Origin of the sequence: Nocardiopsis quinghaiensis (genome assembly GCF_008638365.1) — a bacterium.
In the GTDB taxonomy this organism is placed as follows: domain Bacteria; phylum Actinomycetota; class Actinomycetes; order Streptosporangiales; family Streptosporangiaceae; genus Nocardiopsis; species Nocardiopsis quinghaiensis.
The window spans coordinates 156,774-178,975 of the sequence record NZ_VWVU01000008.1 but is presented as its reverse complement, the minus strand read 5'-3'; the positions used below and the strand labels follow the sequence as shown (position 1 = coordinate 178,975).

Below are 22,202 nucleotides of genomic sequence, written 5' to 3'. Positions count from 1 at the left end.
GTGTGTTCCGACGTCGCTCCGCTTCCACAGCCCCGGACTCGGCCACCGCCGAATCCGCCAGCCCTGAGGCCACTGAGGCCACCCAACCTAAGGGATATACCCCCAAGAAGGGGGTCCCCACCCCAAAACGCAGGGAATCCGAGGTGGCCCCACGCAGACCGCTGAAGGCGCCCGAGACCCGCAAGGAGGCCTACCGGGCCTACCGGGAACGTCTCGAACGTCAACGCGGGTCGGGCGCCCGGGGTTCCAGAGCGCCCAAGGGCGTGTCCAAGGACGATGCCCGCCACTACCGCCAGCAGGACATGGGCGAGGCCCGGGCCTTCGCCCGCGACTTCGTCGACTCCCGCCGCAGCGCCAGCGAGTTCTTCCTGCCGTTCTCGATCCTGATCGTGGCCCTGTTGTTCATCAACAACCCGGTCTTCCAGGTCGGTGTGGCCTACGTGGCGTGGCCGCTGATGATGGTGACGATCATCGCCGAGGGCGTCCTGGTGGGCCGCACGGTCAAGAAGCGCGCCTCCGAGTACTTCCCCGGCGACCCCACCATCAAGGGCATCGGGATGTACGCGGCCATGCGCCAGCTGCAGTTCCGCCGCCTGCGCCTGCCCAAGCCGCGGCTGAAGGTCCGCGAGGACCCCACCCCGCGCAGCGCGCGCTAGCTTCCCTCCCACCCCTCCGGACCGAGCAGTGTGAGCAGGGCCGGTGTTCGCACCGGCCCTTCACTCGCTCCTTCATGGGGGCTTTCTCCCCATTTCCGCACACTTGGTCGAAAACCTCGCGAAGAGCCACAACCGCCTACTAGAGTGCTCGGCATGGACTTTCGGCATCTAGGCAACAGCGGTCTCATGGTCAGCGAGATCGCCTACGGGAACTGGCTCACGCACGGCTCCCAGGTGGAGGAGGACACGGCCAAGGCCTGTGTCCGCGCGGCGCTGGACGCGGGTATCACCACGTTCGACACCGCCGACGCCTACGCCCAGGGACGGGCGGAGGAGGTGCTCGGCCGCGCACTGAAGGATGAGCGCCGGGACGGGCTGGAGATCTTCTCCAAGGTCTTCTGGCCCATGGGAGAGGGCAAGAACGACAAGGGCCTGTCCCGCAAGCACGTCATCCGCGGCGCGGAGGACTCCCTGCGCCGCCTCGGAACCGACTACCTGGACCTGTACCAGGCGCACCGGTTCGACCACTCCACACCGCTGGAGGAGACCATGCGGGCCTTCGAGGACCTGGTCCGCCAGGGCAAGGTCCTCTACGTCGGTGTCTCGGAGTGGCGTGCCGAGGAGATCGAGCGGGCGCTCAAGATCGCCGACGAGATGGGCTTCGACCGGATCGTCTCCAGCCAGCCGCAGTACAACATGCTGTGGCGGGTCATCGAGCCCGAGGTCGTTCCGCTCTCCGAGCGCGAGGGCATCGGCCAGATCGTGTGGTCGCCGATCGCCGGAGGCGTCCTGACCGGCAAGTACAAGCCCGGCCAGGAGCTGCCCGAGGGCTCGCGCGCCGCCGACCCCAACAGCGGGAAGTTCCTGCGCGGACCGCTTGAGGACCAGGTCCTGCTGGAGCGCGTGCAGAAGCTGGAGCCGCTGGCCGCCGAGGCGGGCCTGTCCCTGGCCCAGCTGGCCGTGGCCTGGGTGCTGCAGAACCAGAACGTGTCGTCCGCGATCATCGGCGCCTCCCGCCCCGAGCAGGTGGAGGACAACGTCAAGGCCGCCGGAGTCGAGCTCGACGCGGGGCTGCTCACCAGGATCGACGAGATCCTCGACGACAGCGTCAAGCGCGATCCGGCGCTGACCAAGAGCCCGGAGAACATCCGCGGCTGAGCCGTGCTCTTCGGGGGCTCCGCTTCGCCCCGTGTCCGGGCACCCCGAAGGCGGGAGCCCCCGGCGCCCGGACCACCCCCCCAAGGGCTGGGACCGCCGCGTTGTGCGCCTCGGGCCCCGACCACCTCCGGGTGGCCGGGGCCCTTCGCGTCCGGATCGACGAGCGTTCCTGGTGCCGCCCCGCCCGCTCCGGGCAGCCGCCGCGCCACACACGCCGCGGAGGAGGGGCCCATGGGCACCGCCCGGGCCATCGATGCGCTGGGGACCGCCATCGGGGGCCGCCGGGGTCGGCGTCATCCGGACCTTCCTCGGCTTCCCCCGGAGGTGGAGCCGGGGAACCGCTGGCCGTGGGCCCCGTCGCCCTCCCTCCCCCGGACCGGTCAGCGCGCCATGTCGCGGGACAGGTGGGAGCGGTGCAGGCGCCTGGTGCGCAGCAGCCGGGACAGGTCCGCGCGGGTCTGGTGGGACAGCTGGACGTGGAAGTAGTTGACGTACTCCAGGACCGCGAACAGCCACAGGCCCAGGCCCGGCCACACACGGGTCCAGGGGACGCCCTCGGCGAGGGCCGCCGCCGCGACCGCGCCGCCCACGAGGAGCAGCAGCGGGTTCACCCACCTCAGGACGCGAAGGACCGGTAGGCCCTCCGGGACCCGAGCCCGCGCGCGCAGCTGGCGCACCTTGGACCACCAGTAGGCACCGCCCTGGACCAGCAGCAGGGCGAACAGGGCGAACCCGGCCAGGTTGGCCGGGGAGGCGGGCACGTCCAGGAACAGGAACAGCACCACGGCGAACAGGGGAATGTTGGCCAGTTCCAGGACGGCCAGGTTGCGCAGAGGAGAGATCACGTCCCCGTTGTCCTCGCGTGTGCCCCGGTACCGCCCGCGAGGGGGCCGTGCCCCGCGGGGCACGGCGGAGGCGTCTGGGGAGTGTTTTCAGAGGGCTTTCGGGTCAGCGGGAGGCAGCCCGGCGGACGCGGTCCCGGAACGATGCAAAGGAATCACGACCTAGTCGACGGGTTCCAGGGACATCGCGTAGACCTCCTTGTCACCCTCCAACAGGGCGACCCGGTTCACGCCGCCCTCGGCGAGCTCCTGCCAGTTCTCGCCCAGCCAGCTCTCCGCGTCGCCCCGCGAGGTGAACGACTCGGCGGGCAGGTCCTGTCCCGCCGGGCCGGAACCCTCGGCCCCGTAGTACCGCCAGCTCCACGCCATGTTCGGCCACCCCTTCGTCGCGGAGGTCACAGCATCCGGTCACCGTGATCCTGTCCAGAGCCTAACCAACCGGGCGAGCGGACCGGGGACCCGTCCGCGGGCCGATCTCCTCCGGGAGCCGGGAAGCTGACCGGAACTCGGCGGGCCATGCGGTTTACTCGTTGGGTGCGTATCCGTTTTCTCGGGACAGCCGGCCATTCGGGGTGGCCCGCCCCGCAGTGCACCTGCGCCTCCTGCAACAAGGCCCTCGCCGAACGGCGCCTGCCCCTACGCGTGACCGTGGACGACCGCTTCCGTATCCGCGAGACGGGTGCGGTGGGCCCGGTGCCCCCGGGGTACTCGGTGTTCCCGACACCCGACGGCGTCCTGCTGGAGGGCCCTGACGGCGGCAGGCTGCTGTACGCCCGCACGGGGCCCGGATCCCTGCCCGGCGTCCCCCCGGCGGAGGCGCGGGCGGAGGGCTCCTCCGGCTACTCCTCGGCCCGGCCCGACCAGCAGGTGGACATGGTCATCGTGGACGCGGCGCAGCGCCCCGAGGTCATCGGCGAACTGCGCCGCTCGGGGGTGATCGGGGTGACCACGGCCGTCGTGGCGGTCGGCGGCGACCACCGCGTCCGCTCCCCGGCGGAGTTCGCCCGGCGGGCGCGGCTGTGGGGCGCCCTGATGCCGGGCGACGGGCAGGCCCTGTCGTGCCCGCCCGCCGTGTGGCCGGAGTCGCGGCCGCACGGCCCGCACCGGACCCTGGTGACCGGCGGTGCCCGATCCGGCAAGTCCACCGAGGCCGAGCTGCGCCTGATGGCCGAGCCGAGGGTGCTGTACGCGGCGACCGGCCCGGTACCGGACCCGGTCGAGGACCCCGAGTGGGCGGACCGCGTGGACCGGCACGTGCGGCGCCGCCCGTGGTGGTGGCGCACCGAGCAGACCACCGACCTGGCTGCGGTGCTCAAGCGGTCCCGGGGCGCGGTCCTGGTGGACTGCCTGGGCACGTGGCTGACCTGGGTGATGGGTGAGGCCGGGCTGTGGGAGGAGGCCCCTCCCCCCGGCGCCGAGGACCGGGTGGAGGCCGCGGTGCACGGACTGCTGGAGGCCTGGCGCGAGACCCAGGCCTACGTCGTGGCGGTCACCAACGAGGTGGGGGCGGGCGTGGTGCCCGCGACCCGCGCCGGGCGGCTGTTCCGCGACCACCTGGGCCGGTTGAACCAGTGGGTGGCCGCCGAGTCCGAGGAGGTCGTGCTGGTGACCGCGGGCCGCGTCATGGAGTTCCCGTGACCGGTGCGGCCCGCGGCGGTTCCCCGGGTCCCGACCACGGCTCCGGCCCCTCCCCTGCGGTCGCCGGCGCGAGGATGGCGCTGGGGACGTTCACCGTGTTCCCCGTGCGCGTGGAGCGGGTGGACCGCTCCGCCGCCGGCTGGGCGATGGTGTGGGCGCCCGTCCTGGGTGCGCTCCTGGGCGCTCTGACCGGTGCGGTGGCCGTACTGGGCACGGCCGCGGGGCTGTCCGCGCCGCTGGCGGCGGTACTCGCCGTGGGCCTAGCCGCGCTGCTGACCCGGGGGCTGCACCTGGACGGTCTGGCGGACCTCGCCGACGGACTGGGCAGCGGCCGTCCGGCCGAGGGTGCCCTGGAGGTGATGAGGCGCTCCGACATCGGCCCGTTCGGCGTGGTCACCCTCGTGGTCGTGCTGGGCGCGCAGGTGCTGGCGCTGGGCCAGTTGGCGGCGGCCTCCCCGTGGGCGGCGCTGACGGGCGCGGCGGCGGCCGGGGCGGTGGGGCGGCTCGCGGTGGCGCTGGCGTGCACACCGCGCGTGCCGTCGGCGCGCCCGGAGGGGCTGGGCGCGTTCGTGGCGGGGACCGTGCGCTGGCCGGGGGCGCTGGCCGCCGGTGCCTTCACGGCCGTGGTGTGCCTGACGGGCTGGGCACATGCTCCGGTGTTCGCGCTGGCGTGCGTGCTCGCGGCGGTCGCGGGCCTGCTCATGGCGGGCGGCGTACTGCGTCGGGCGGTGCGGCGGCTGGGCGGGGTCACCGGTGATGTGCTGGGCGCTCTGGTGGAGTCCGCCGCGACGGCGGTACTCGTGGTGGCCGCGGCGGCCTCCGCCTGGGGGTGAGGGCCACCGGGCCGGGACGCGCGGAACCCGCCGTGCGCGTGGGAGGCGGCTCCACCAGGCGGCCTCCTACCAACGGGTAATCTCCAGGAACCCCCGATGTCATGATCATCACATTTTTTCACACCGGGTTTCACGGATTCCGCACACGGGGAACCGCCACCACCCGGACGACGGCGCACGACGCCCTCCACCGGCGGCCAGAGCCCCCCTCGCCGCCCGAACGGGCCGGGGCCGCCCCGGGGAACCCCCGCTCTCCGGAATCGCCCGCAGCGCCGCGTCAGACCCCCTCCCACCCCGGGGCGCCGCGTCGCCGCCGAGCGCACGAGGCGACTAGCATCGGGAGTGTGAGCACGTCGTTGTCAGTAAATACGGAGTCCCCCAGTTCGCTCGACGCCGACGCCGTTGTCGTCGGTTACCACTCCGGAGGCGACGCTCCGGAGCCCGCGTCGGGCGCACATGACGTCGATGCCGCCTTCTCAGGCGGCCTCGCCCAGACCCTGTCGCTCCTGGGAGCGAGCGGCGCCCCCGAGGAGGTGCACACCCTTGCCTCCCTCGGAGCCGTCAAGGCCCCGGTCGTCGTCGCGGTCGGTCTCGGCCCGGCGCCCGCCGAGGGTCCCGTCGACTCCGGCATCCTGTCCCGCGCGGCCGGTGCCGCGCTGCGTTCCCTGACCTCGCGCCCGGGGGGTGCGGGCCGGGTCGTCCTGGCCCTGCCCGCCCAGACCTCCGCCGAAGCCGAGGCCGTCGCCCTCGGCGCACGGTTGGGCGCCTACGAATTCGACCGGTACCGCACCGGGAACGGCAAGAAGGCCGACGCGGCCGCCGAGCTGGTCCTGGTCTCCTCCGACGCCGGGGACGCCGCCGAGCGCGCCACCGTCCTGTCCGAGGCCGTCAACCTCACGCGTGACCTGGTCAACACCGCACCGGCCGACCTGGTCCCCGAGGACCTGGCCGACACCGCCCAGGAGATCGCCGCGCAGACCGGCCTCCAGATCGAGGTCCTGGACGAGCGCGCCCTGTCCGAGGGCGGCTACGGCGGCCTGACCGGCGTCGGTCAGGGCTCGGCCAACCCGCCTCGCCTGGTCCGCCTCTCCCACACCCACCCGGAGGCCACCCGCACCGTCGCCTTCGTCGGCAAGGGCATCACGTTCGACTCCGGCGGCCTGTCCCTCAAGCCCGCGGGCTCGATGGACTGGATGAAGTCCGACATGGCCGGCGCCGCCTCCGTGCTCGCCGCCATGCGCGCCATCGCCGCCCTGGGCCTGAAGGTCAACGTCGTCGGCTACCTGGCCGTGGCCGAGAACATGCCCAGCGGCACCGCCCAGCGCCCCTCCGACGTGCTGACCATCTACGGCGGCAAGACCGTGGAGGTCCTCAACACCGACGCCGAGGGCCGCCTGGTCATGGCCGACGCCCTGGTCCGCGCGCAGGAGGACGAGCCCGACCTGGTCGTGGACATCGCCACCCTGACCGGCGCCCAGCTGGTCGCACTCGGCACCCGCGTGTTCGCGGTCATGTCCAACGACGACGACGTGCGCGCCGACATCGTCTCCGCCTCGGGCGCCGCGGGCGAGACCTCCTGGCCGATGCCCCTGCCCGGGGAGCTTCGCTCGGGCCTGGACTCCTCGGTCGCCGACATCGCCAACGTGGCGGGCGAGCGCTGGGGCGGCATGCTCTCCGCGGGCATCTTCCTCAAGGAGTTCATCGAGGACGGCGTCAAGTGGGCGCACCTCGACATCGCGGGCCCGTCCTTCAACCACGGCGGCCCGCACGGTTACACCCCCAAGGGCGGCACCGGCGCGGGCACGCGCACACTGGTCCGCATCGCCGAGGAGTACGCCAGGTAGTCCCCGTGGGCGGGGCGGGTCTCCTGTGAGCCGGAGCGTCCGCCCCTCCCCGGCACCGCGGACGCGGACGCCGCCCCCCGTTTCCCCAGCCCCGTCCGCGGCCCCACCACCCATCACCAGCCACACAACAAGGAGTTCGTTCCGTGAGTGAGAGCGGCGGCACCTTCGACCTCGTCGTCCTTGGCGGCGGCAGCGGCGGCTACGCGGCGGCACTGCGCGCCGCGGAGCTGGACATGAGCGTCGTCCTGATCGAGAAAGACAAGCTCGGCGGCACCTGCCTGCACCGCGGGTGCATCCCCACCAAGGCCCTCCTGCACTCGGCCGAGATCGCCGACTCCGCCAAGGAGAGCGAGAACTTCGGTGTCAGGGCCACCTTCGAGGGCATCGACATCGAGGCCGTGCACAAGTACAAGGACAAGGTGGTCGGCGGCCTGTTCAAGGGCCTGACCGGCCTGGTCAAGTCCCGCCAGATCACCGTCGTGGAGGGTGAGGGCAAGCTCACCGGCGAGGACGAGGTCACCGTCGGCGGCACCGTCTACAAGGGCCGCAACATCCTGCTGGCCACCGGTTCCAAGCCCAAGACCCTGGGCCTGGACATCGACGGCGAGAAGGTCATGACCAGTGACCAGGCCCTGGACATGAACCGCGTCCCCGAGTCGGTCATCGTCCTGGGCGGCGGCGTGATCGGTGTGGAGTTCGCCAGCGTGTGGCGCTCCTACGGCGCCGACGTCACCATCGTCGAGGCCCTGCCCCGCCTGGTGCCGGCGGAGGATGAGTCGAGCTCCAAGCTGCTGGAGCGCGCCTTCCGCAAGCGCAAGATCAACTACGAGCTGGGCACGCCGTTCGAGTCGGTCAAGACCACCGACTCCGGCGTGACCGTCACCCTCCAGGGCGGCAAGACCCTGGACGCCGAGATCCTGCTGGTCGCCATCGGCCGCGGCCCCGTCTCGGAGGACCTGGGATACGAGGAGCAAGGCGTCACCCTGGAGCGCGGCTTCGTCCAGGTGGACGAGAACCTGCGCACCGGCGTGGGCAACGTCTACGCCGTGGGCGACCTCATCCCCACCCTCCAGCTCGCCCACGTGGGTTTCGCCGAGGGCATCTTCGTCGCCGAGCACATCGCGGGGCAGAACCCGCCCGCGATCGACTACGACGGTGTTCCCCGCGTCACCTACTGTGAGCCCGAGGTCGCGTCCGTGGGACTGACCTCCGAGGTCGCCAAGGAACGCGGCCACGACGTCGTGGAGATGAACTACAGCCTCGCGGGCAACGGCAAGAGCCAGATCCTGCAGACGCAGGGCGCGGTGAAGGTCATCGCCGAGAAGGACGGCCGGGTACTGGGCGTCCACATGGTCGGCAGCCGCGTCGGAGAGCTGGTCGCCGAGAGCCAGCTGATCTACAACTGGGAGGCGCTGCCCTCCGAGGTGGCGCAACTGGTCCACCCGCACCCGAGCCAGTCCGAGGCGCTCGGGGAGGCGCACCTGGCGCTGGCGGGCAAGCCGCTCCACGTCCACGACTGACCGCACCATCCGGGGGCGGGCCGCCAAGGCCCGCCCCCGCACACATCCGCGCTGCCCAGTCAAGGGGTTGGGCAGAGACCGCGCCCAGATCCAACGAGGAACCCATGCCGACTTCCGTTTCCATGCCAGCCCTGGGCGAGAGCGTCACCGAGGGCACCGTCACACAGTGGCTGAAGAACGTGGGCGACACCGTCGAGGCAGACGAACCGCTCCTTGAGGTCTCCACCGACAAGGTGGACACCGAGATTCCGTCACCGGTCGCGGGCGTACTCACCAAGATCCTCGTCGACGAGGACGAGACCGTGGAGATCGGCGCGGAGATCGCCATCATCGGCGGTGAGGGCGAGAGCGCCGACGAGGGCGGTGCCGAACCCGCTGCCGAGGCCTCCCGGTCCGAGCCGGAGGAGGAGCCCGCCCCCGAGCCCGCGGCGGCCGAGGAGCCCGAACCCGCGCCCGAGCCCGCGGCGGCCGAAGAGCCCGAGCCGGAGCCGGAGCCGGAACCCGCACCTGCCCGGTCCGCGCAGTCGGAGGCCTCCTCCGGCGGCCCGAAGACGTCGGTGACCATGCCGGCCCTGGGCGAGAGCGTCACCGAGGGCACCGTCACACAGTGGCTGAAGAACGTGGGCGACACCGTCGAGGCGGACGAACCGCTCCTTGAGGTCTCCACCGACAAGGTGGACACCGAGATTCCGTCACCGGCTGCCGGTGTACTCACCAAGATCCTCGTCGACGAGGACGAGACCGTGGAGATCGGCCAGGAGATCGCCGTCATCGGCGGTACCGGCGACGAGCCCCCGGCCTCCTCCGAGGCGCCCGCCCCGCCCGAGGCCGAACCGCAGCCCGAGCCGGAGCCCGCGCCCGAGAAGCCGGAGCCGGAGCCCGCGCCCGAGAAGCCGGAGCCGGAGCCGGAGCCGGAGCCCGCTCCCAAGCCCGAGCCCGAGCCCGCCGCGGACAGGGAGCAGGCCCACGAGGGGCCGTCCGTGGACATCGAGACCCTCAGCGGCACCGGCCGTGCCTCGGGCACCGACTCCGGGACCGAGGCCTACGTGACGCCGCTGGTGCGCAAGCTCGCCGCCGAGCACGGCGTGGACCTGGGCCGCGTCAAGGGCACCGGCGTGGGCGGACGCGTCCGCAAGCAGGACGTGCTCAAGGCCGCCGAGGACCAGAAGGCCGAAGCCGCGCGCGCCGCCGCACCGGCCCCGTCCTCGGCGCCGAGCAAGGTGGCGGACGACGCCTCTCTGCGCGGCCGCACCGAGAAGCTCAGCCGCCTGCGCCTGTCCATCGCGGACCGGATGGTGGAGTCGCTGCACGTCTCGGCCACGACCACGCAGGTCATCGAGGTGGACGTCACCAAGATCGCCCGCCTGCGCGAGCAGGCCGCCGACCGCTTCGCCGAGCGCGAGAACCTCCCGCTGGACTTCTTCCCCTTCTTCGCGCTGGCCGCGGTGAGGGCCCTGCGGTCCCACCCCAAGCTCAACGCGGTGATCGACAGCGACAAGCGGGAGGTGACCTACCACGACGTGGAGAACCTCGGCGTCTCGGTGGACACCGCGCGCGGCCTGCTCGCCCCGGTGGTCAAGGAGGCGGGCAAGCTGGACCTGAGCGCCCTCGCGCGCAAGATCACGGACCTGACCGAGCGCGCCCACACCGGCAAGCTCGGCCCGGACGAGCTGGGCGGCGGCACGTTCACCATCGCCGAGACCGGCTGCACCGGTGCGCTGTTCGGCACGCCGATCATCAACCAGCCGCAGGTGGCGATCCTGGGCGCCGGCGCGGTCGTCAAGCGCCCCGTCGTGGTCGAGGACCTGTCCATGGGCGACGAGGTGATCGCGGTGCGCTCGATGGTGTACCTGTCGCTGGCCCACGACCACCGCCTGATCGACAGCGCCGACGCCGGACGCTTCCTCCAGGCGGTGAAGAGCCGGCTGGAGGAGGGCGCCTTCGAAGGCGACCTGGGCATGGCCTAGGCGGGCCGGGCCCGGTCCGGCCTGGTCCTCCCGCACGACCCCGCCGGGTCGGGCGCCGCCCACGCGGTTCCCGGCCCGGCTCCGTCTTTCGGGTCCGTCTCCTTTCGGGGCGGCCCTCGGGGGCCTGACCGATTTGACCTCAAGCAGTGTTGAGGTTCTAGCGTTGGCCCGTCCCGAAGAACCGACGGTGCGCCGCGCGGCTCCTTTCCCGCCAGGGCAGAGCCGATCCGCGCGTGCCCGCCCGACGTGCCCGCTCTCCCGTGGGCCGAGACGGCACCAAGAAGCAAGGACCCACATGCACAACCTTCGGATCGCGGTCATCCTCGGCGGTAACCGCAGGGGCCGCACCGGCCCCGCCGTCTCGCGCTGGTTCGTGGACCGCGCCGTCAAACACCCCGACCCGGACGTGGGGTTCGACTTCCTCGACGTGGACGACATCAGTCCGGCGGACGGCCACGGCGGACCGATGGCCCCGGAGTCGATCCGGACCGTGGACGCCGCCGACGGGTTCGTGGTGGTGACTCCGGAGTACAACCACGGCTACCCCGGCGAGCTCAAGAGCGCCATCGACGCCGCGCGCCGGGAGTGGTTCGGCAAGGCGGTCGGATTCGTCTCCTACGGGGGGATGTCCGGGGGCCTGCGGGCGATCGAGCAGCTGCGGTCGGTCTTCTCGGAACTGCACACCGCCACGATCCGCGACACGGTCAGCCTGCACAACGCGCAGACGATGTTCGGCGCCGACGGCGATCCGGTGGTGGACATGTCGGAGGCGGAGGCGGCCGTGGAGAGGATGCTGCACCAGCTGGCGTGGTGGGCGCTGGCCCTGCGCGAGGCCCGGGAGCGCCGCCCCTACCCCGGTTAGCGGAGCCCCAAGGAGGTGTCGCCCGAACACGGGGCGAGGCGAAGCGGAGCCCCAAGGCAGACACAGTGAACGGGGCGGTGCCTCACGGCACCGCCCCGCTTTTCTACCCCACCAATCACCATCCCCTGATGATCCCCATCATCAAAGGTCTGTGGCCGGGCGCGCGGCAGCCAGCCCGACAGCGCGTCGCCCGCAGTATCTCCGCGATGACGCGGAGTTCCTGTGCCACCTTCAAGGTAGAAGAACGGGGAGCCCTCCCGCAGCTCTTTCGCGGAAAAAGCCGAGGAAAAACCGGCCGGCTCCCTCGGAACGCACCTTTGACGGCCTCCGTCACGGGAGTTCGGAGACCCTGAGGGTAGACCCTGGACCATGAGAGTGGCGATCACGGGGGCATCAGGACTCATCGGCAGGGCGCTGGAGGCGTCCCTCCTCGACGACGGACACACGGTGGTGCGCATGGTGCGGCACCTGCCGCGGGGACAGCATCCACCGGGCGTGGAGGAGGCGGAGTGGCGCCCCGAGCAGGGCCGGGTGGACACCGTGGCCCTGCACGAGACCGACGCCGTGGTGCACCTGGCCGGCGCGCCGATCGGCCCGGCCCTGTGGACACGGCACCGGCGCGCCCTCATCCGGCGCAGCCGGGTGCGCGGCACCCGCACGCTGTGCCAGGCGCTGGTGGGCATGACCGGCCCGCCCCCGCGTTTGCTGACCGCGTCGGGAGCGCACTACTACGGTGACACCGGCGGACACGCCGCCACCGAGGACAGCCCGCCGGGCACCGGGTTCCTGGCCGGGGTCTGCCAGGACTGGGAGGAGGCCGCCGCCCCCGCCGTCGAGGCGGGCCTGTCGGTCGCCCACATGCGCACCTCGGTTGTGCTCGACCGCTCGGGCGGCATGCTGCGCACACTGTCGCCGCTGTACCGGGCAGGACTGGGCGGCCGTCTGGGGTCGGGCGCGCAGTACATGAGCTGGATCGCCATGCGCGACCACATCGGGGCCGTACGCTTCCTGCTGGAGCACCCCGAGGTCACCGGGCCGGTGAACATGTGCGCGCCGGAGCCGGTGACCAACGCGGAATTCTCCCGGGCCCTGGGCAGGGCGCTGAGACGTCCGGCGTTCCTTCCGGTTCCGGCGGCGGCGCTGCGCGCGGTCCTGGGGGACTTCGCCGAGGAGAGCGCGCTGACCGACCTGAGGGTCGTGCCCGAACGCCTGGGCAAGGCCGGGTATTCCTTCGACCTGCCCACCCTCGACCGTGCGCTATCCGACATCCTGGCCAGACCCTCGCCCTCCACCGGGGCGTAAGGTGGGTGTGTGAGTGATCTCGTTTACGCATGGCTGGGCGACACTCCCGTCCCGTACCACCAGGGCTGGGATCTGCAGAAGCGGCTCCACGAGCGCCGCGTCGCCGATGAGGTGGCCGACACGGTCCTGTTCCTGGAGCACGAGCCCGTCTACACCGCAGGAAAACGCACCGGGAGGTGGGATCGTCCCATCACCGACCCCGGGGCGCCTGTCGTGGACATCGACCGGGGCGGCAAGATCACCTGGCACGGCCCCGGACAGCTGACGGTGTACCCCATCGTCAGGATGCCGGACCCCGTGGACGTGATCGCCTACGTACGGATGCTGGAGGAGGCCATTATCCGCACCATCGCGGAGTACGGCCTGACCGGCGGACGGGTGGAGGGACGCACCGGGGTGTGGCTGGACGCCGACCCCGAACGCGGACTGATCGAGCGCAAGGTGGCCGCCATCGGCTGCCGGATCGCCCGTGGGGTCGGTATGCACGGACTCGCGTTGAACTGCGACAATGACTTGTCGTGGTACGACCGGATCATCCCGTGCGGGATCGCCGACGCCGGGACCACCTCGCTCTCCGTCGAGCTGGGGCGTGCCGTGACCGTGGCCGACGTACGGCCGCGGATGGAACGCCACCTGGCGGACGTCCTCGGTGCGGAGGGGTACAGCCACACCGACGGCGCCGAACTGCTCTCCGGCGCCACCGCCCGTGGATGACACACCACACCATGAGCCAGTCCCCGCAGGGACGAAGCGCCCCCACAAGGGGCGGAAGGGTCCCCGTCACGGGGCACAGAAGGGAACGGGTTCACGTTGACCATCGCTCCTGAGGGCCGCAAGCTGCTGCGCGTGGAGGCGCGCAACAGCGAGACCCCCATCGAGAAGAAGCCGCCGTGGATCAAGATCAAGGCGCACATGGGGCCCGAGTACACCGAGCTCCAGTCCCTGGTCAAGAGCGAGGGCCTGCACACGGTGTGCCAGGAGGCCGGGTGCCCCAACATCTACGAGTGCTGGGAGGACCGGGAGGCGACGTTCCTCATCGGCGGCGACCAGTGCACGCGGCGCTGCGACTTCTGCCAGATCGCCACCGGCAAGCCCAGCGCCCTGGACCGCATGGAGCCGACCAAGGTCGCCAACTCCGTGAAGACCATGGAGCTGCGCTACGCCACCGTCACCGGTGTGGCCCGTGACGACCTGGAGGACGGCGGCGCCTGGCTGTACGCCGAGACCGTCCGCAAGATCCACGAGCTCAACCCGGACACGGGCGTGGAGCTGCTCATCCCCGACTTCAACGCCGACCCGGACCAGCTGGCCGAGGTGTTCGGCTCGCGTCCGGAGGTGCTCGCGCACAACATCGAGACGGTGCCGCGGATCTTCAAGCGCATCCGTCCGGGCTTCCGCTACGAGCGCTCCCTCAGGGTGATCACCGAGGCCCGTGAGGACGGCCTGGTCACCAAGTCGAACCTGATCCTGGGCATGGGCGAGACCCGTGAGGAGATCAGCGAGGCGATGCGCGACCTGCACGAGGCCGGGTGCGACCTGCTCACCATCACCCAGTACCTGCGCCCCTCCAAGCTGCACCACCCGATCGACCGGTGGGTGAGGCCGGAGGAGTTCGTGGAGCTGGGCCGGGAGGCCGAGGAGATCGGCTTCGCCGGTGTCATGTCGGGTCCGCTGGTGCGCTCCTCCTACCGCGCGGGCCGCCTGTACAAGCAGGCGCGGGAGAAGCGGGACGCCGAGAACGCCGCCCTGGCGAACAACGCATAACGGGCTTTTCGCCCGAGTCGTGACCAACCTGGAACGGTGGCCCGCGGGCCACCGTTCCTCACACGGGACCACGTCCACATATCCTGGTGAGGAGAGGCGCCCCGTCGGTGGCGCCGCAAGGCGCCGCACCCAGGTCGACCGCGAAGAGGAGGCAAGGCAGCCCGGGGATCTCTTCCCCGCCGACCGGTGTCGGCGCACGCTGCCTGAGAGCACGATGGCGAAAAAGGGTTCCCAGAACACGGCCCAGGGCAAGGACGGGGCCGAGAAGCAGCCGGGCCGGCTCAAGCAGATCGGCATGGTCGCCAAGGTCGTCCACCAGCAGAGCCCGCGCAGCATCCCGCTCGCGGTCAGCGCGGCGGTGGTCATCCTCGCGGTCTTCGTCGGTATCGGTCTCTGGACCGGCTCGTGGATCCTGTGGCCGCTGACCGGGCTGCCGGTCGCCTTCCTGGTCGGCTTCATCATCTTCACCCGCTCCGCGCAGCGCGTCCAGTACAAGATGCTGGACGGGCGCCTGGGCGCCGGGATGGCGATCCTGGAGAACATGCGCGGCAACTGGTCGGTCGAGCCGGGCGTGGCCGCCAACAAGCAGATGGACGTCGTGCACCGCGTGGTGGGCCGCCCCGGCGTGGTCCTGGTCGGTGAGGGCGACCCGCACCGGCTCAAGCCGCTGATCGCCGGTGAGAAGAAGCGTGTCTCCCGCGTCGCCAACGACACCCCCATCTACGACTTCAAGGTCGGCAACGGCGAGGACCAGGTACCGGTCTCCAAACTCCAGCGCAAGCTGGTCAAGCTGCCCCGCAACCTGGACAAGGCCGGGACCGCCGAGCTGAACTACCGGCTCAAGGCGCTGCCCGCCAAGATGCAGATGCCCAAGGGCCCCATGCCCAAGGGCGCGAAGATGCCCAGGGGCATGCGCGGCCAGATGGGCGGTTAGAGGGCCCCTCCGGGCCTGGTCGCACACGTGAGGGGGGCCGGCCGCACCGAGGGGTGCGGCGGCCCCCTCGCGTGTGCGGCCCCGGACTCAGCCGGGTTCCCCGGGGCCCGCTCCGGGCTCGTAGCCGATCAGGTCGCCGGGCTGGCAGCGGAGTTCGCGGCACAGTGCGGCCAGGGTGGAGAAGCGGATCGCCCTGGCGCGGTCGTTCTTGAGCACCGACAGGTTGACGACGGTGACGCCGACCCGCTCGGCCAGCTGGGTGAGGGTCATACCGCGTTCGGCCAGGAGCTTGTCCAGGTGGACGCGGATACCGGTGGCCTCCTCCGGGGGCATCAGACGAGCCCCTCGACGTCCTCGCGCAGCCGTGTGCCCCGGCGGAAGACCTCGGCGAGCGCGGCCAGGACCAGCCCGACCAGGAGCAGCGGCACCACGCCGCCCTCCAGGCCGAGGGTGAGGGCGAAGAAGACGGGGGCGTCCGGCTCCACCGCCCGGCTCCCCAGCTCGGCGCCGACGACCGCCTCGACGACGGGGACCAGGATCGATCCGGCGATCACCGTCAGGGCGATGGCGAACATGCGGCGCACGTTGGCGGGGGTGAAGGGATCCCCCCTGTCCAGGGTCATGGCCATGCGCAACAGCAGGTAGGTGACCAGGCCGATGGCCAGGACGGTGAGCAGCGAGGGGGCGACCAGCAGCAGGCGCTCGGCCTGTGAGGGGTCGTGGAAGGTGATCACCATGCGTTCGGCGCCCTCGACGGTGACATCGCCGCGGGCCGGCACCTCCACCGCGGGCGCGGGCGTGCCGGCGGGCAGCCACCGCTGGATCACGTTGAGCCCCGCGCTGGTGTCCGCGGCGACGAGTCCGGCGCCCCAGACGGCCAGGAACAGCCCGTGCACCGCCTGGAAACCCAGGAAGACGACGAGGACGAACTTGAGGATGGCGGAGTCCGCTCTGGACCAGGACAGGGCCAGGGCTCGGCGGAGGGACATGACGACCTCTCTCTTATCGTTTATCGATAATAACGATAAACGATACGCCGGGGCCTGTCATGCCAGTGTCCCGCTCCGCCGCCGTCACGGGCCCACGGGGGTACCGCCCCGGAACGGGAGAAGGGCCCGTGAGCACCCCAGGGGTGCTCACGGGCCCTTCCTCGCGGCCGTCGGGACTACTCGCAGGAGACCGTGTCCTCGGCGGCGGAGGTGGCGCCGAGTTCGGCCAGCGTACCCTCGCCTCCGTCCTCTCCCCCGGACGTCCCGCTCCCGCCCAGGCCCTCCCAGTCGCTGGACGCCATCACCAGCTCCAGCTCCTCGCCGAAGCCGGGGGTCTCCTCCAGTTGGGCACCGCTGACGAGCACCGAGGCCAGTTCCTCGGCGTGCGCCCGCTGCTCCGGGCCGTGGTAGATCGTGGTGACGGCGGGATCGCGCTCGACGGGGTTGCCGGTCCCGGTGACGTCGAACCCGTGGTCGTTGACCAGGAGCGCCTCGACGTCCGCGGCCAGGTTGGATATGCCGGTACCGTTGACCACCCGCACGGACACGTCGCCGGGCTCGACCGCGGTTTCCTCGGGCTCCTCGGACTCCCCGTCTTCGCCCTTGTCCCCGCCCTCCTCGGGCAGTACGTCACCAGCGGCCACGGCGGCGAACAGCTCTCGGGAGGAGCTCTCGTTGAGCGCCACCTTGTTCTCGTTGCTCGGGGCCTCGACGACCGGCACCGTGAGCATGTTGATCCGATCCAGGTCGACCTCACGCATGGAGATGGCCAGATCGGTCATCTTGTCCACGGTGAGCCCGTCGTCGGTCACCATGCTGTCGGTGACCGAACCCATGAAGTCGTAGAGCGTGGTGGGGCTGGACAGGATGTCGCCGCTGGTGACCTTGCGCAGGATGGCGCCCATCATCCGCTGCTGGTTCTCGATGCGGTTCAGGTCGCTGCCGAACTCGGTGCTCTCCCTGGAACGGGCCAGACCCAGCGCCTGCTCGCCGTTGAGGGTCTGCTCCCCCGCGTCCAGCGTCAGGTGCGCCTTGGGGTCGTCGATCGGCTCGGGGACACACATCTCCACTCCACCGATGGAGTTCACGATGTCCTGGAAGCCCGCGAAGTCGACCATCACCATGTGGTCCAGGTGAATGTCGGTGATCGTCTCCACCGTGTTGCCCTGGCAGTCCATCCCGCCGTAGGTCATGGCGTGGTTGAGCTGGTCCACCGTGCCCGCCGCGACCCCGGGGGAGTCGCCGTTCGCCGGACAGTCGGGCAACTGCACGATCAGGTCGCGAGGCAGGTTGATCATGGTCACCCCGCCCTTGTCCACATCAATACTCACCACGACCAGCACGTCGGGACGGATGCCGTTCAGCACGTTGTAACCGGCGTTCTCACCCGCGCGCTCGTCGGTGCCGAGTAGCAGGATGTTGTGGATCCCCTCCGCCTGTGCGGGGCGGTCGCCCCAGGCGTCGGTGTTGACCTCTTCGGTGTCGATGCTGAGGGCGTCCCGGTACCCCGCGTACACGGTCAGGCTCGCCGCGATGAGCAGACCGGTCACCCCGCACGCCGCCCACTGGCCGAGACTCATCTTCCTGGCCGGGGCCGAGGACACGTTTCTGGGAGCCAAGGGGCACCTGCGATTCGGTATGGGACAGGGGCTGATCCGGTCGGCGGGGCCAGGGCACGCTGTGCGCGCGGCGACACGGACGTAACGGCCGGATGCTACCGGAAGGTGCGTATCGTGTCAGACCGCACCCGGCCGCCGGGCCCCCGTCAGCAGGCGCTCTCCTCCTTCTCGGCGGTGGTACCGCCCAGGTCCTCGGTGACGGAGACCTCGGGCTCGGAGGAGCCGCCGCCACCGGTGAAACCGCCCCAGTCCTGTCCGATGACCAGCTCCAGGGTCTGGGGAAGACCCGCGACCTCCTCGGTGACCGCGTTCTCCAGCGAACCGGCCACCAGGTCGGCCGCCGCCTCCTGGCCGGGCGCGTAGTAGACCGTGGTGTTCAGCGGGGCCCGGGCCACGGGGTTGCCGGTACCGGTGACGTCGTAGCCCTCACCGAGCAGGACGGTCTCGACCTCGCCCGCCAGGCCGTTGATGCCCGCGTTGTTGATGATCTGCACGGAGACCTCGGAGGGAGCGGGTCCGGACTCGGCGTCGCCGGACTCCTCGGACCTCTCCTCCTCGTCGCCGTCCGTGAGGTAGGCGCCGGAGTTGATCGCCTCGAACAGCGCGGGAGCGTCGGCGCTCATGGCCAGCCGGTTGGGGTCGCCGGGGTGCTGACCGTTGGGCACGGTGACGAACTGGACGCGTTCGAGGTCGACCTCGCGCATGGAGATGGCGATGTCGGTCATGATGTCGACGGTCAACTCCTCGTCGGTGGTGACCGAGTCGGTGATCGCGCCGAGGAAGTTGGTGATGGTCACCGGGCTGGTCATGACCTCGCTGCTGAGCACCTGGCGCAGCATGGCGCCCATGAACTCCTGCTGGCGGTCGATCCGGGACAGGTCGCTGCCGTCGCCCTGGCCGTAGCGGGAGCGCACGTAGCCCAGGGACTCCTCGCCGTTGAGCGTCTGCTTTCCCGCGTCCAGCGTCAGGTGCGCCTTGGGGTCGTCGACCGGTGCGGGGATGCACATCTCCACGCCGCCGATGGCGTCCACCATGTCCTTGAACCCGGCGAAGTCCATCATGACGAAGTGGTCCAGGTGTACTCCGGTGACGTGCTCGATGGTCTGCCACTGGCAGCCGACACCGCCGAAGCTCATCGCCGAGTTGATCATGCCGCTGTGCGCGTTCATCCCCTCGTAGCCCTCCGTCGCCTCACAGGCGGGCAGGTCCACGACCAGGTCCCGGGGAAGGTTGACCAGGGTGGCCGCACCGTTGTCGACGTTGATGCTGGCGATGAGCATGGTGTCGGGGCGCGCGCCCTCGGCCTCGCCGTACTCGGCGTTCTCCCCCGACCGGATGTCGGAGCCCATGATGAGCAGGTTCATCACGCCCTCGACGCTGGTGGGCCGGTCCCAGTCGTCGGTGTCCACCTGCGCGGTGGTGATGTTGCCGACGATGCCCTGGTACCAGCCGTAACCGCTGAGGCTGGCGATGATGGCCAGAGCGGTGGCGGCGCAGGCGACCCACTGCCCTGCGGACATCCGCATAGCGTTGAGTGCGCCCGAGGGGCGGGGGGCGGAGCGTTTTCCAGCCATGCGAACCTTCGGACGGATGCGATGTGCGTGGGAGAGCGGGGGCTGAGCGCCGTGCGGGGTCTTCGGAGCGCCCGAGCCTCACCTGTGTTCCGCGGACACACGTCCGCCCGTCGCCCTCCCACCGCCTTCGGCCGACGCCTGCGGAACGGTGGTTCTCGAACGACGCGCGAGGCCCGTGGAACACGTCCTGCGATGAACGGATGCTAACAGCAGCTCGGAGAGGGTGCGCACGCGTGTGCGGCCCACCGGGCCGCGCCAGGGCCCCGACGCGCGGCCTCAGTAACGGGTGGCCACCGTTCCGGCCGCCCTGTCGTGCAGCCCGCGGGTGTCGCGGTCGTAGACGACGGCGGGGACGACCAGGCACAACAGCAGGGTGCGCACCGTCATGGAGACGAACCAGGGCCAGGAGCGTTCGCCGGTGGCGCGGATTCCCACACCGACGATGCGGCGGCCGACGGTGGTGCCGAAGAGGGTGAGCAGGAGGATGCTCATGACCGCGAAGACGACGAGGGCGGTGTTGCCGACCATCGGCGCGACCTCCTCCGCGGCGGCGGTCGGTCCCGGGCCGACCAGGCCCAGGCCGTGGGCCGCCCAGGCCAGCATGAGGGCCAGCGCCCAGTCCAGGGTGAGACCGGCCAGGCGGCGGGAGACACCGGGCACCGAGCCCGCCCCGCTCTCGGGCAGGCCGAGCCGGTTGCCCCGGTACCGGAAGTCGTCTCCGGGGTCGGTGGTGGCGCCGCCCCGGCTCTCGTCACTCATGCCCCCACGGTATCCGCGTCCTCGGCGCACGCGTGCCCGGACCGGCCCCAGGGGTGTGGCGTGCGCCCCGCGGGTCGGTGACGGGAACCACATCCGGTGTTGCGGAGCGTCCCGTTCTGGCCTCGTACGGGTAAAATGACCGGGTCAGACGCGTTGGACTGCGAAAACGGCCGGCTCCGTAACATGCAGGAAACAATCGAGACATGGCACGGAAACCACCCCCTCCTAGCTTCGATGACGAAGCCGGGAGACGGCGCGCGATCCGACGTGTCCTCGATGGAGCGGACTCCGGTCCACCGTCTCAGCCACCTGCACGGAGGTTCGTTTTGTTCAGCAGCGTCGACGAGGTGCTCGCCTATATCCGAGAAGAGGACGTCAGGTTCCTCGACGTCCGTTTCACGGACCTGTTCGGAGGCGTGAACCACGTTACCCTCCCGACCGAGAACGTCGACGAGTCGACGTTCACCGATGGCCAGATGTTCGACGGCTCCTCGATCCGCGGTTTCCAGGCTATTCACGAGTCCGACATGCTGCTGCTCCCGGACCTGAGCACCGGTGTGCTGGACCCGTTCCGCAAGCACAAGACGCTGAACATGACGTTCTTCGTCCACGACCCGCTGACCCTGGAGTCCTACAGCCGCGACCCGCGCAACGTCGCCCGCAAGGCCGAGGCCTACCTGCGCGGTTCCGGTGTCGCCGACACCGCCTTCTTCGGCCCCGAGGCCGAGTTCTACATCTTCGACGACGTCAAGTTCGAGACCCGGTCCAACACCGGTTACTACGAGATCGACTCCATCGAGGGCGCCTGGAACACCGGTTCCACCCTTGAGGGCGGCAACCGCGGCTACCGTCCCCGCTACAAGGGCGGCTACTTCCCCGTCGAGCCGGTCGACCACTACAGCGACCTGCGCTCGGACATGGTGCAGCAGCTGATCAAGTCGGGCATCGACGTCGAGCTCCAGCACCACGAGGTCGGCACCGCCGGCCAGGCCGAGATCGGCATCAGGTTCGGCACCCTGCTCCAGCAGGCCGACCGCGTGCAGCTGTACAAGTACATCGTCAAGAACGTCGCCAACGAGGCGGGCAAGACGGCCACCTTCATGCCCAAGCCGCTGTTCGGCGACAACGGCTCGGGTATGCACTGCCACCAGAGCCTGTGGAAGGACGGCGAGCCGCTGTTCTTCGACGAGTCCGGCTACGGCCAGCTCTCCGACACGGCCCGCTACTACATCGGCGGCCTGCTCAAGCACGCCTCGGCGCTGCTGGCCTTCACCAACCCGACGGTGAACTCCTTCCACCGCCTGGTGCCCGGCTACGAGGCCCCGATCAACCTGGTCTACAGCCAGCGCAACCGCTCGGCCTGCATCCGCCTGCCGCTGACCGGTTCGAACCCGAAGGCCAAGCGCATCGAGTTCCGCGTGCCGGACCCGTCGGCCAACCCGTACCTGGCCTTCTCCGCCATGCTGATGGCCGGTATCGACGGCATCAAGAACAAGGTCGAGCCGCCGGAGCCGGTCGACAAGGACCTGTACGAGCTGCCCCCGGCGGAGGCCCAGGCCATCAAGACCGTCCCGGCGTCGCTGGACGAGGCCCTGGAGGCCCTGGAGGCCGACCACGAGTTCCTGCTCGAGGGCGGCGTGTTCACCAAGGACCTCATCGAGACCTACGTGGACTTCAAGCGCACCGAGGAGATCGACTCCCTGCGCCTGCGCCCGCACCCGCGTGAGTTCGAGCTCTACTACGACATCTAGGCAGCATCCGGCGGCCGGGTCCGCCCGGCAGCTCCCCATCGGGGCCGGTATCCGTTCGCTCGGATACCGGCCCCGAGCCGGTTCCGGGCCCGGGCGCCGGTCACCGTGGACGGGAGCGGTGTGCGTGGCCGCGAGCGCCCGCCCGCCGAACGCACGGTTACCGTTGACGCGTGGCAAGGGACGGAAGAAC

General features: G+C 70.8%; 20 protein-coding genes. 13 read left to right on the top strand and 7 right to left on the bottom strand.

Going from position 1 to position 22,202, the window contains the following annotated elements; all coding sequences use genetic code 11:
* Positions 1-2: 2 nt before the first annotated feature.
* Both FYX01_RS17285 and FYX01_RS17280 read left to right on the top strand, forming a co-directional pair.
* Positions 3-656: a DUF3043 domain-containing protein gene (locus FYX01_RS17285; protein ID WP_190394365.1), complete on the top strand. Its 654-nt coding sequence runs from the start codon at positions 3-5 to the stop codon at positions 654-656.
* Between the two features lie 153 nt (positions 657-809).
* A complete protein-coding gene (locus FYX01_RS17280) occupies positions 810-1,814 on the top strand; it encodes an aldo/keto reductase family protein (protein WP_190394364.1) in 1,005 nt (334 codons plus the stop codon).
* A 380-nt stretch (positions 1,815-2,194) separates the two neighbouring features.
* On the opposite strand, the gene FYX01_RS17275 is transcribed toward FYX01_RS17280, so the two are convergent.
* Positions 2,195-2,659: a hypothetical protein gene (locus tag FYX01_RS17275; RefSeq protein ID WP_150242598.1), complete on the bottom strand. Its 465-nt coding sequence runs from the start codon at positions 2,657-2,659 to the stop codon at positions 2,195-2,197.
* Between the two features lie 159 nt (positions 2,660-2,818).
* A complete protein-coding gene (locus tag FYX01_RS17270; RefSeq protein WP_150242596.1) occupies positions 2,819-3,025 on the bottom strand; it encodes a hypothetical protein in 207 nt (68 codons plus the stop codon).
* 273 nt (positions 3,026-3,298) lie between these two features.
* On the opposite strand from FYX01_RS17270, the gene FYX01_RS17265 reads away from it, so the two are divergent.
* The 10 genes from FYX01_RS17265 to FYX01_RS17220 all read left to right on the top strand — a co-directional run bounded on the left by FYX01_RS17265 (position 3,299) and on the right by FYX01_RS17220 (position 15,320).
* Positions 3,299-4,294 (top strand): bifunctional adenosylcobinamide kinase/adenosylcobinamide-phosphate guanylyltransferase, encoded by a 996-nt coding sequence (locus tag FYX01_RS17265; RefSeq protein ID WP_150242745.1) that lies wholly within the window; start codon positions 3,299-3,301, stop codon positions 4,292-4,294.
* Between the two features lie 74 nt (positions 4,295-4,368).
* Positions 4,369-5,127, top strand: a complete 759-nt coding sequence (locus FYX01_RS17260) for an adenosylcobinamide-GDP ribazoletransferase (protein ID WP_150242743.1) — start codon at positions 4,369-4,371, stop codon at positions 5,125-5,127.
* 344 nt (positions 5,128-5,471) lie between these two features.
* Positions 5,472-6,971: a leucyl aminopeptidase gene (locus FYX01_RS17255; protein ID WP_150242594.1), complete on the top strand. Its 1,500-nt coding sequence runs from the start codon at positions 5,472-5,474 to the stop codon at positions 6,969-6,971.
* Between the two features lie 143 nt (positions 6,972-7,114).
* Positions 7,115-8,491, top strand: a complete 1,377-nt coding sequence (gene lpdA / locus FYX01_RS17250) for a dihydrolipoyl dehydrogenase (RefSeq protein WP_150242592.1) — start codon at positions 7,115-7,117, stop codon at positions 8,489-8,491.
* Positions 8,492-8,595: 104 nt separating this feature from the next.
* The gene (sucB, locus tag FYX01_RS17245; RefSeq protein WP_150242590.1) at positions 8,596-10,458 is read left to right on the top strand and encodes a 2-oxoglutarate dehydrogenase, E2 component, dihydrolipoamide succinyltransferase; all 1,863 of its coding nucleotides are present in this window, start codon (positions 8,596-8,598) and stop codon (positions 10,456-10,458) included.
* 295 nt (positions 10,459-10,753) lie between these two features.
* Positions 10,754-11,320, top strand: a complete 567-nt coding sequence (locus tag FYX01_RS17240) for an NADPH-dependent FMN reductase (RefSeq protein ID WP_150242588.1) — start codon at positions 10,754-10,756, stop codon at positions 11,318-11,320.
* A gap of 369 nt (positions 11,321-11,689) precedes the next feature.
* A complete protein-coding gene (locus FYX01_RS17235; protein ID WP_190394363.1) occupies positions 11,690-12,622 on the top strand; it encodes a TIGR01777 family oxidoreductase in 933 nt (310 codons plus the stop codon).
* Positions 12,623-12,631: 9 nt separating this feature from the next.
* A complete protein-coding gene (gene lipB, locus FYX01_RS17230) occupies positions 12,632-13,336 on the top strand; it encodes a lipoyl(octanoyl) transferase LipB (RefSeq protein ID WP_150242586.1) in 705 nt (234 codons plus the stop codon).
* A 96-nt stretch (positions 13,337-13,432) separates the two neighbouring features.
* Positions 13,433-14,386: a lipoyl synthase gene (lipA, locus tag FYX01_RS17225; protein ID WP_150242584.1), complete on the top strand. Its 954-nt coding sequence runs from the start codon at positions 13,433-13,435 to the stop codon at positions 14,384-14,386.
* Between the two features lie 214 nt (positions 14,387-14,600).
* Positions 14,601-15,320, top strand: a complete 720-nt coding sequence (locus FYX01_RS17220) for a DUF4191 domain-containing protein (RefSeq protein ID WP_150242583.1) — start codon at positions 14,601-14,603, stop codon at positions 15,318-15,320.
* An 87-nt stretch (positions 15,321-15,407) separates the two neighbouring features.
* Here the strand turns inward: FYX01_RS17220 and FYX01_RS17215 are convergent, their stop codons facing one another.
* The 5 genes from FYX01_RS17215 to FYX01_RS17195 form a co-directional block, all read right to left on the bottom strand.
* Complete coding sequence (locus FYX01_RS17215) at positions 15,408-15,653, bottom strand: helix-turn-helix domain-containing protein (protein ID WP_150242581.1); 246 nt, start codon at positions 15,651-15,653, stop codon at positions 15,408-15,410.
* Entirely contained in the window at positions 15,653-16,309 is a 657-nt protein-coding gene (locus tag FYX01_RS17210) for a DUF2975 domain-containing protein (protein ID WP_150242579.1), read from the bottom strand. The genes FYX01_RS17215 and FYX01_RS17210 overlap by 1 nt, the downstream gene beginning before the upstream one ends.
* A 176-nt stretch (positions 16,310-16,485) precedes the next feature.
* Positions 16,486-17,889, bottom strand: coding sequence for an LCP family protein (locus FYX01_RS17205; protein WP_150242739.1), 1,404 nt, complete (start codon positions 17,887-17,889; stop codon positions 16,486-16,488).
* Positions 17,890-18,074: 185 nt separating this feature from the next.
* Positions 18,075-19,502: an LCP family protein gene (locus tag FYX01_RS17200; protein ID WP_150242576.1), complete on the bottom strand. Its 1,428-nt coding sequence runs from the start codon at positions 19,500-19,502 to the stop codon at positions 18,075-18,077.
* A gap of 276 nt (positions 19,503-19,778) precedes the next feature.
* Entirely contained in the window at positions 19,779-20,261 is a 483-nt protein-coding gene (locus FYX01_RS17195; protein ID WP_150242574.1) for an RDD family protein, read from the bottom strand.
* A 326-nt stretch (positions 20,262-20,587) separates the two neighbouring features.
* Between FYX01_RS17195 and glnA the strand changes: the two genes are divergently transcribed.
* Positions 20,588-22,012, top strand: a complete 1,425-nt coding sequence (glnA, locus tag FYX01_RS17190) for a type I glutamate--ammonia ligase (RefSeq protein WP_150242572.1) — start codon at positions 20,588-20,590, stop codon at positions 22,010-22,012.
* The last annotated feature ends 190 nt before the right edge of the window (positions 22,013-22,202 follow it).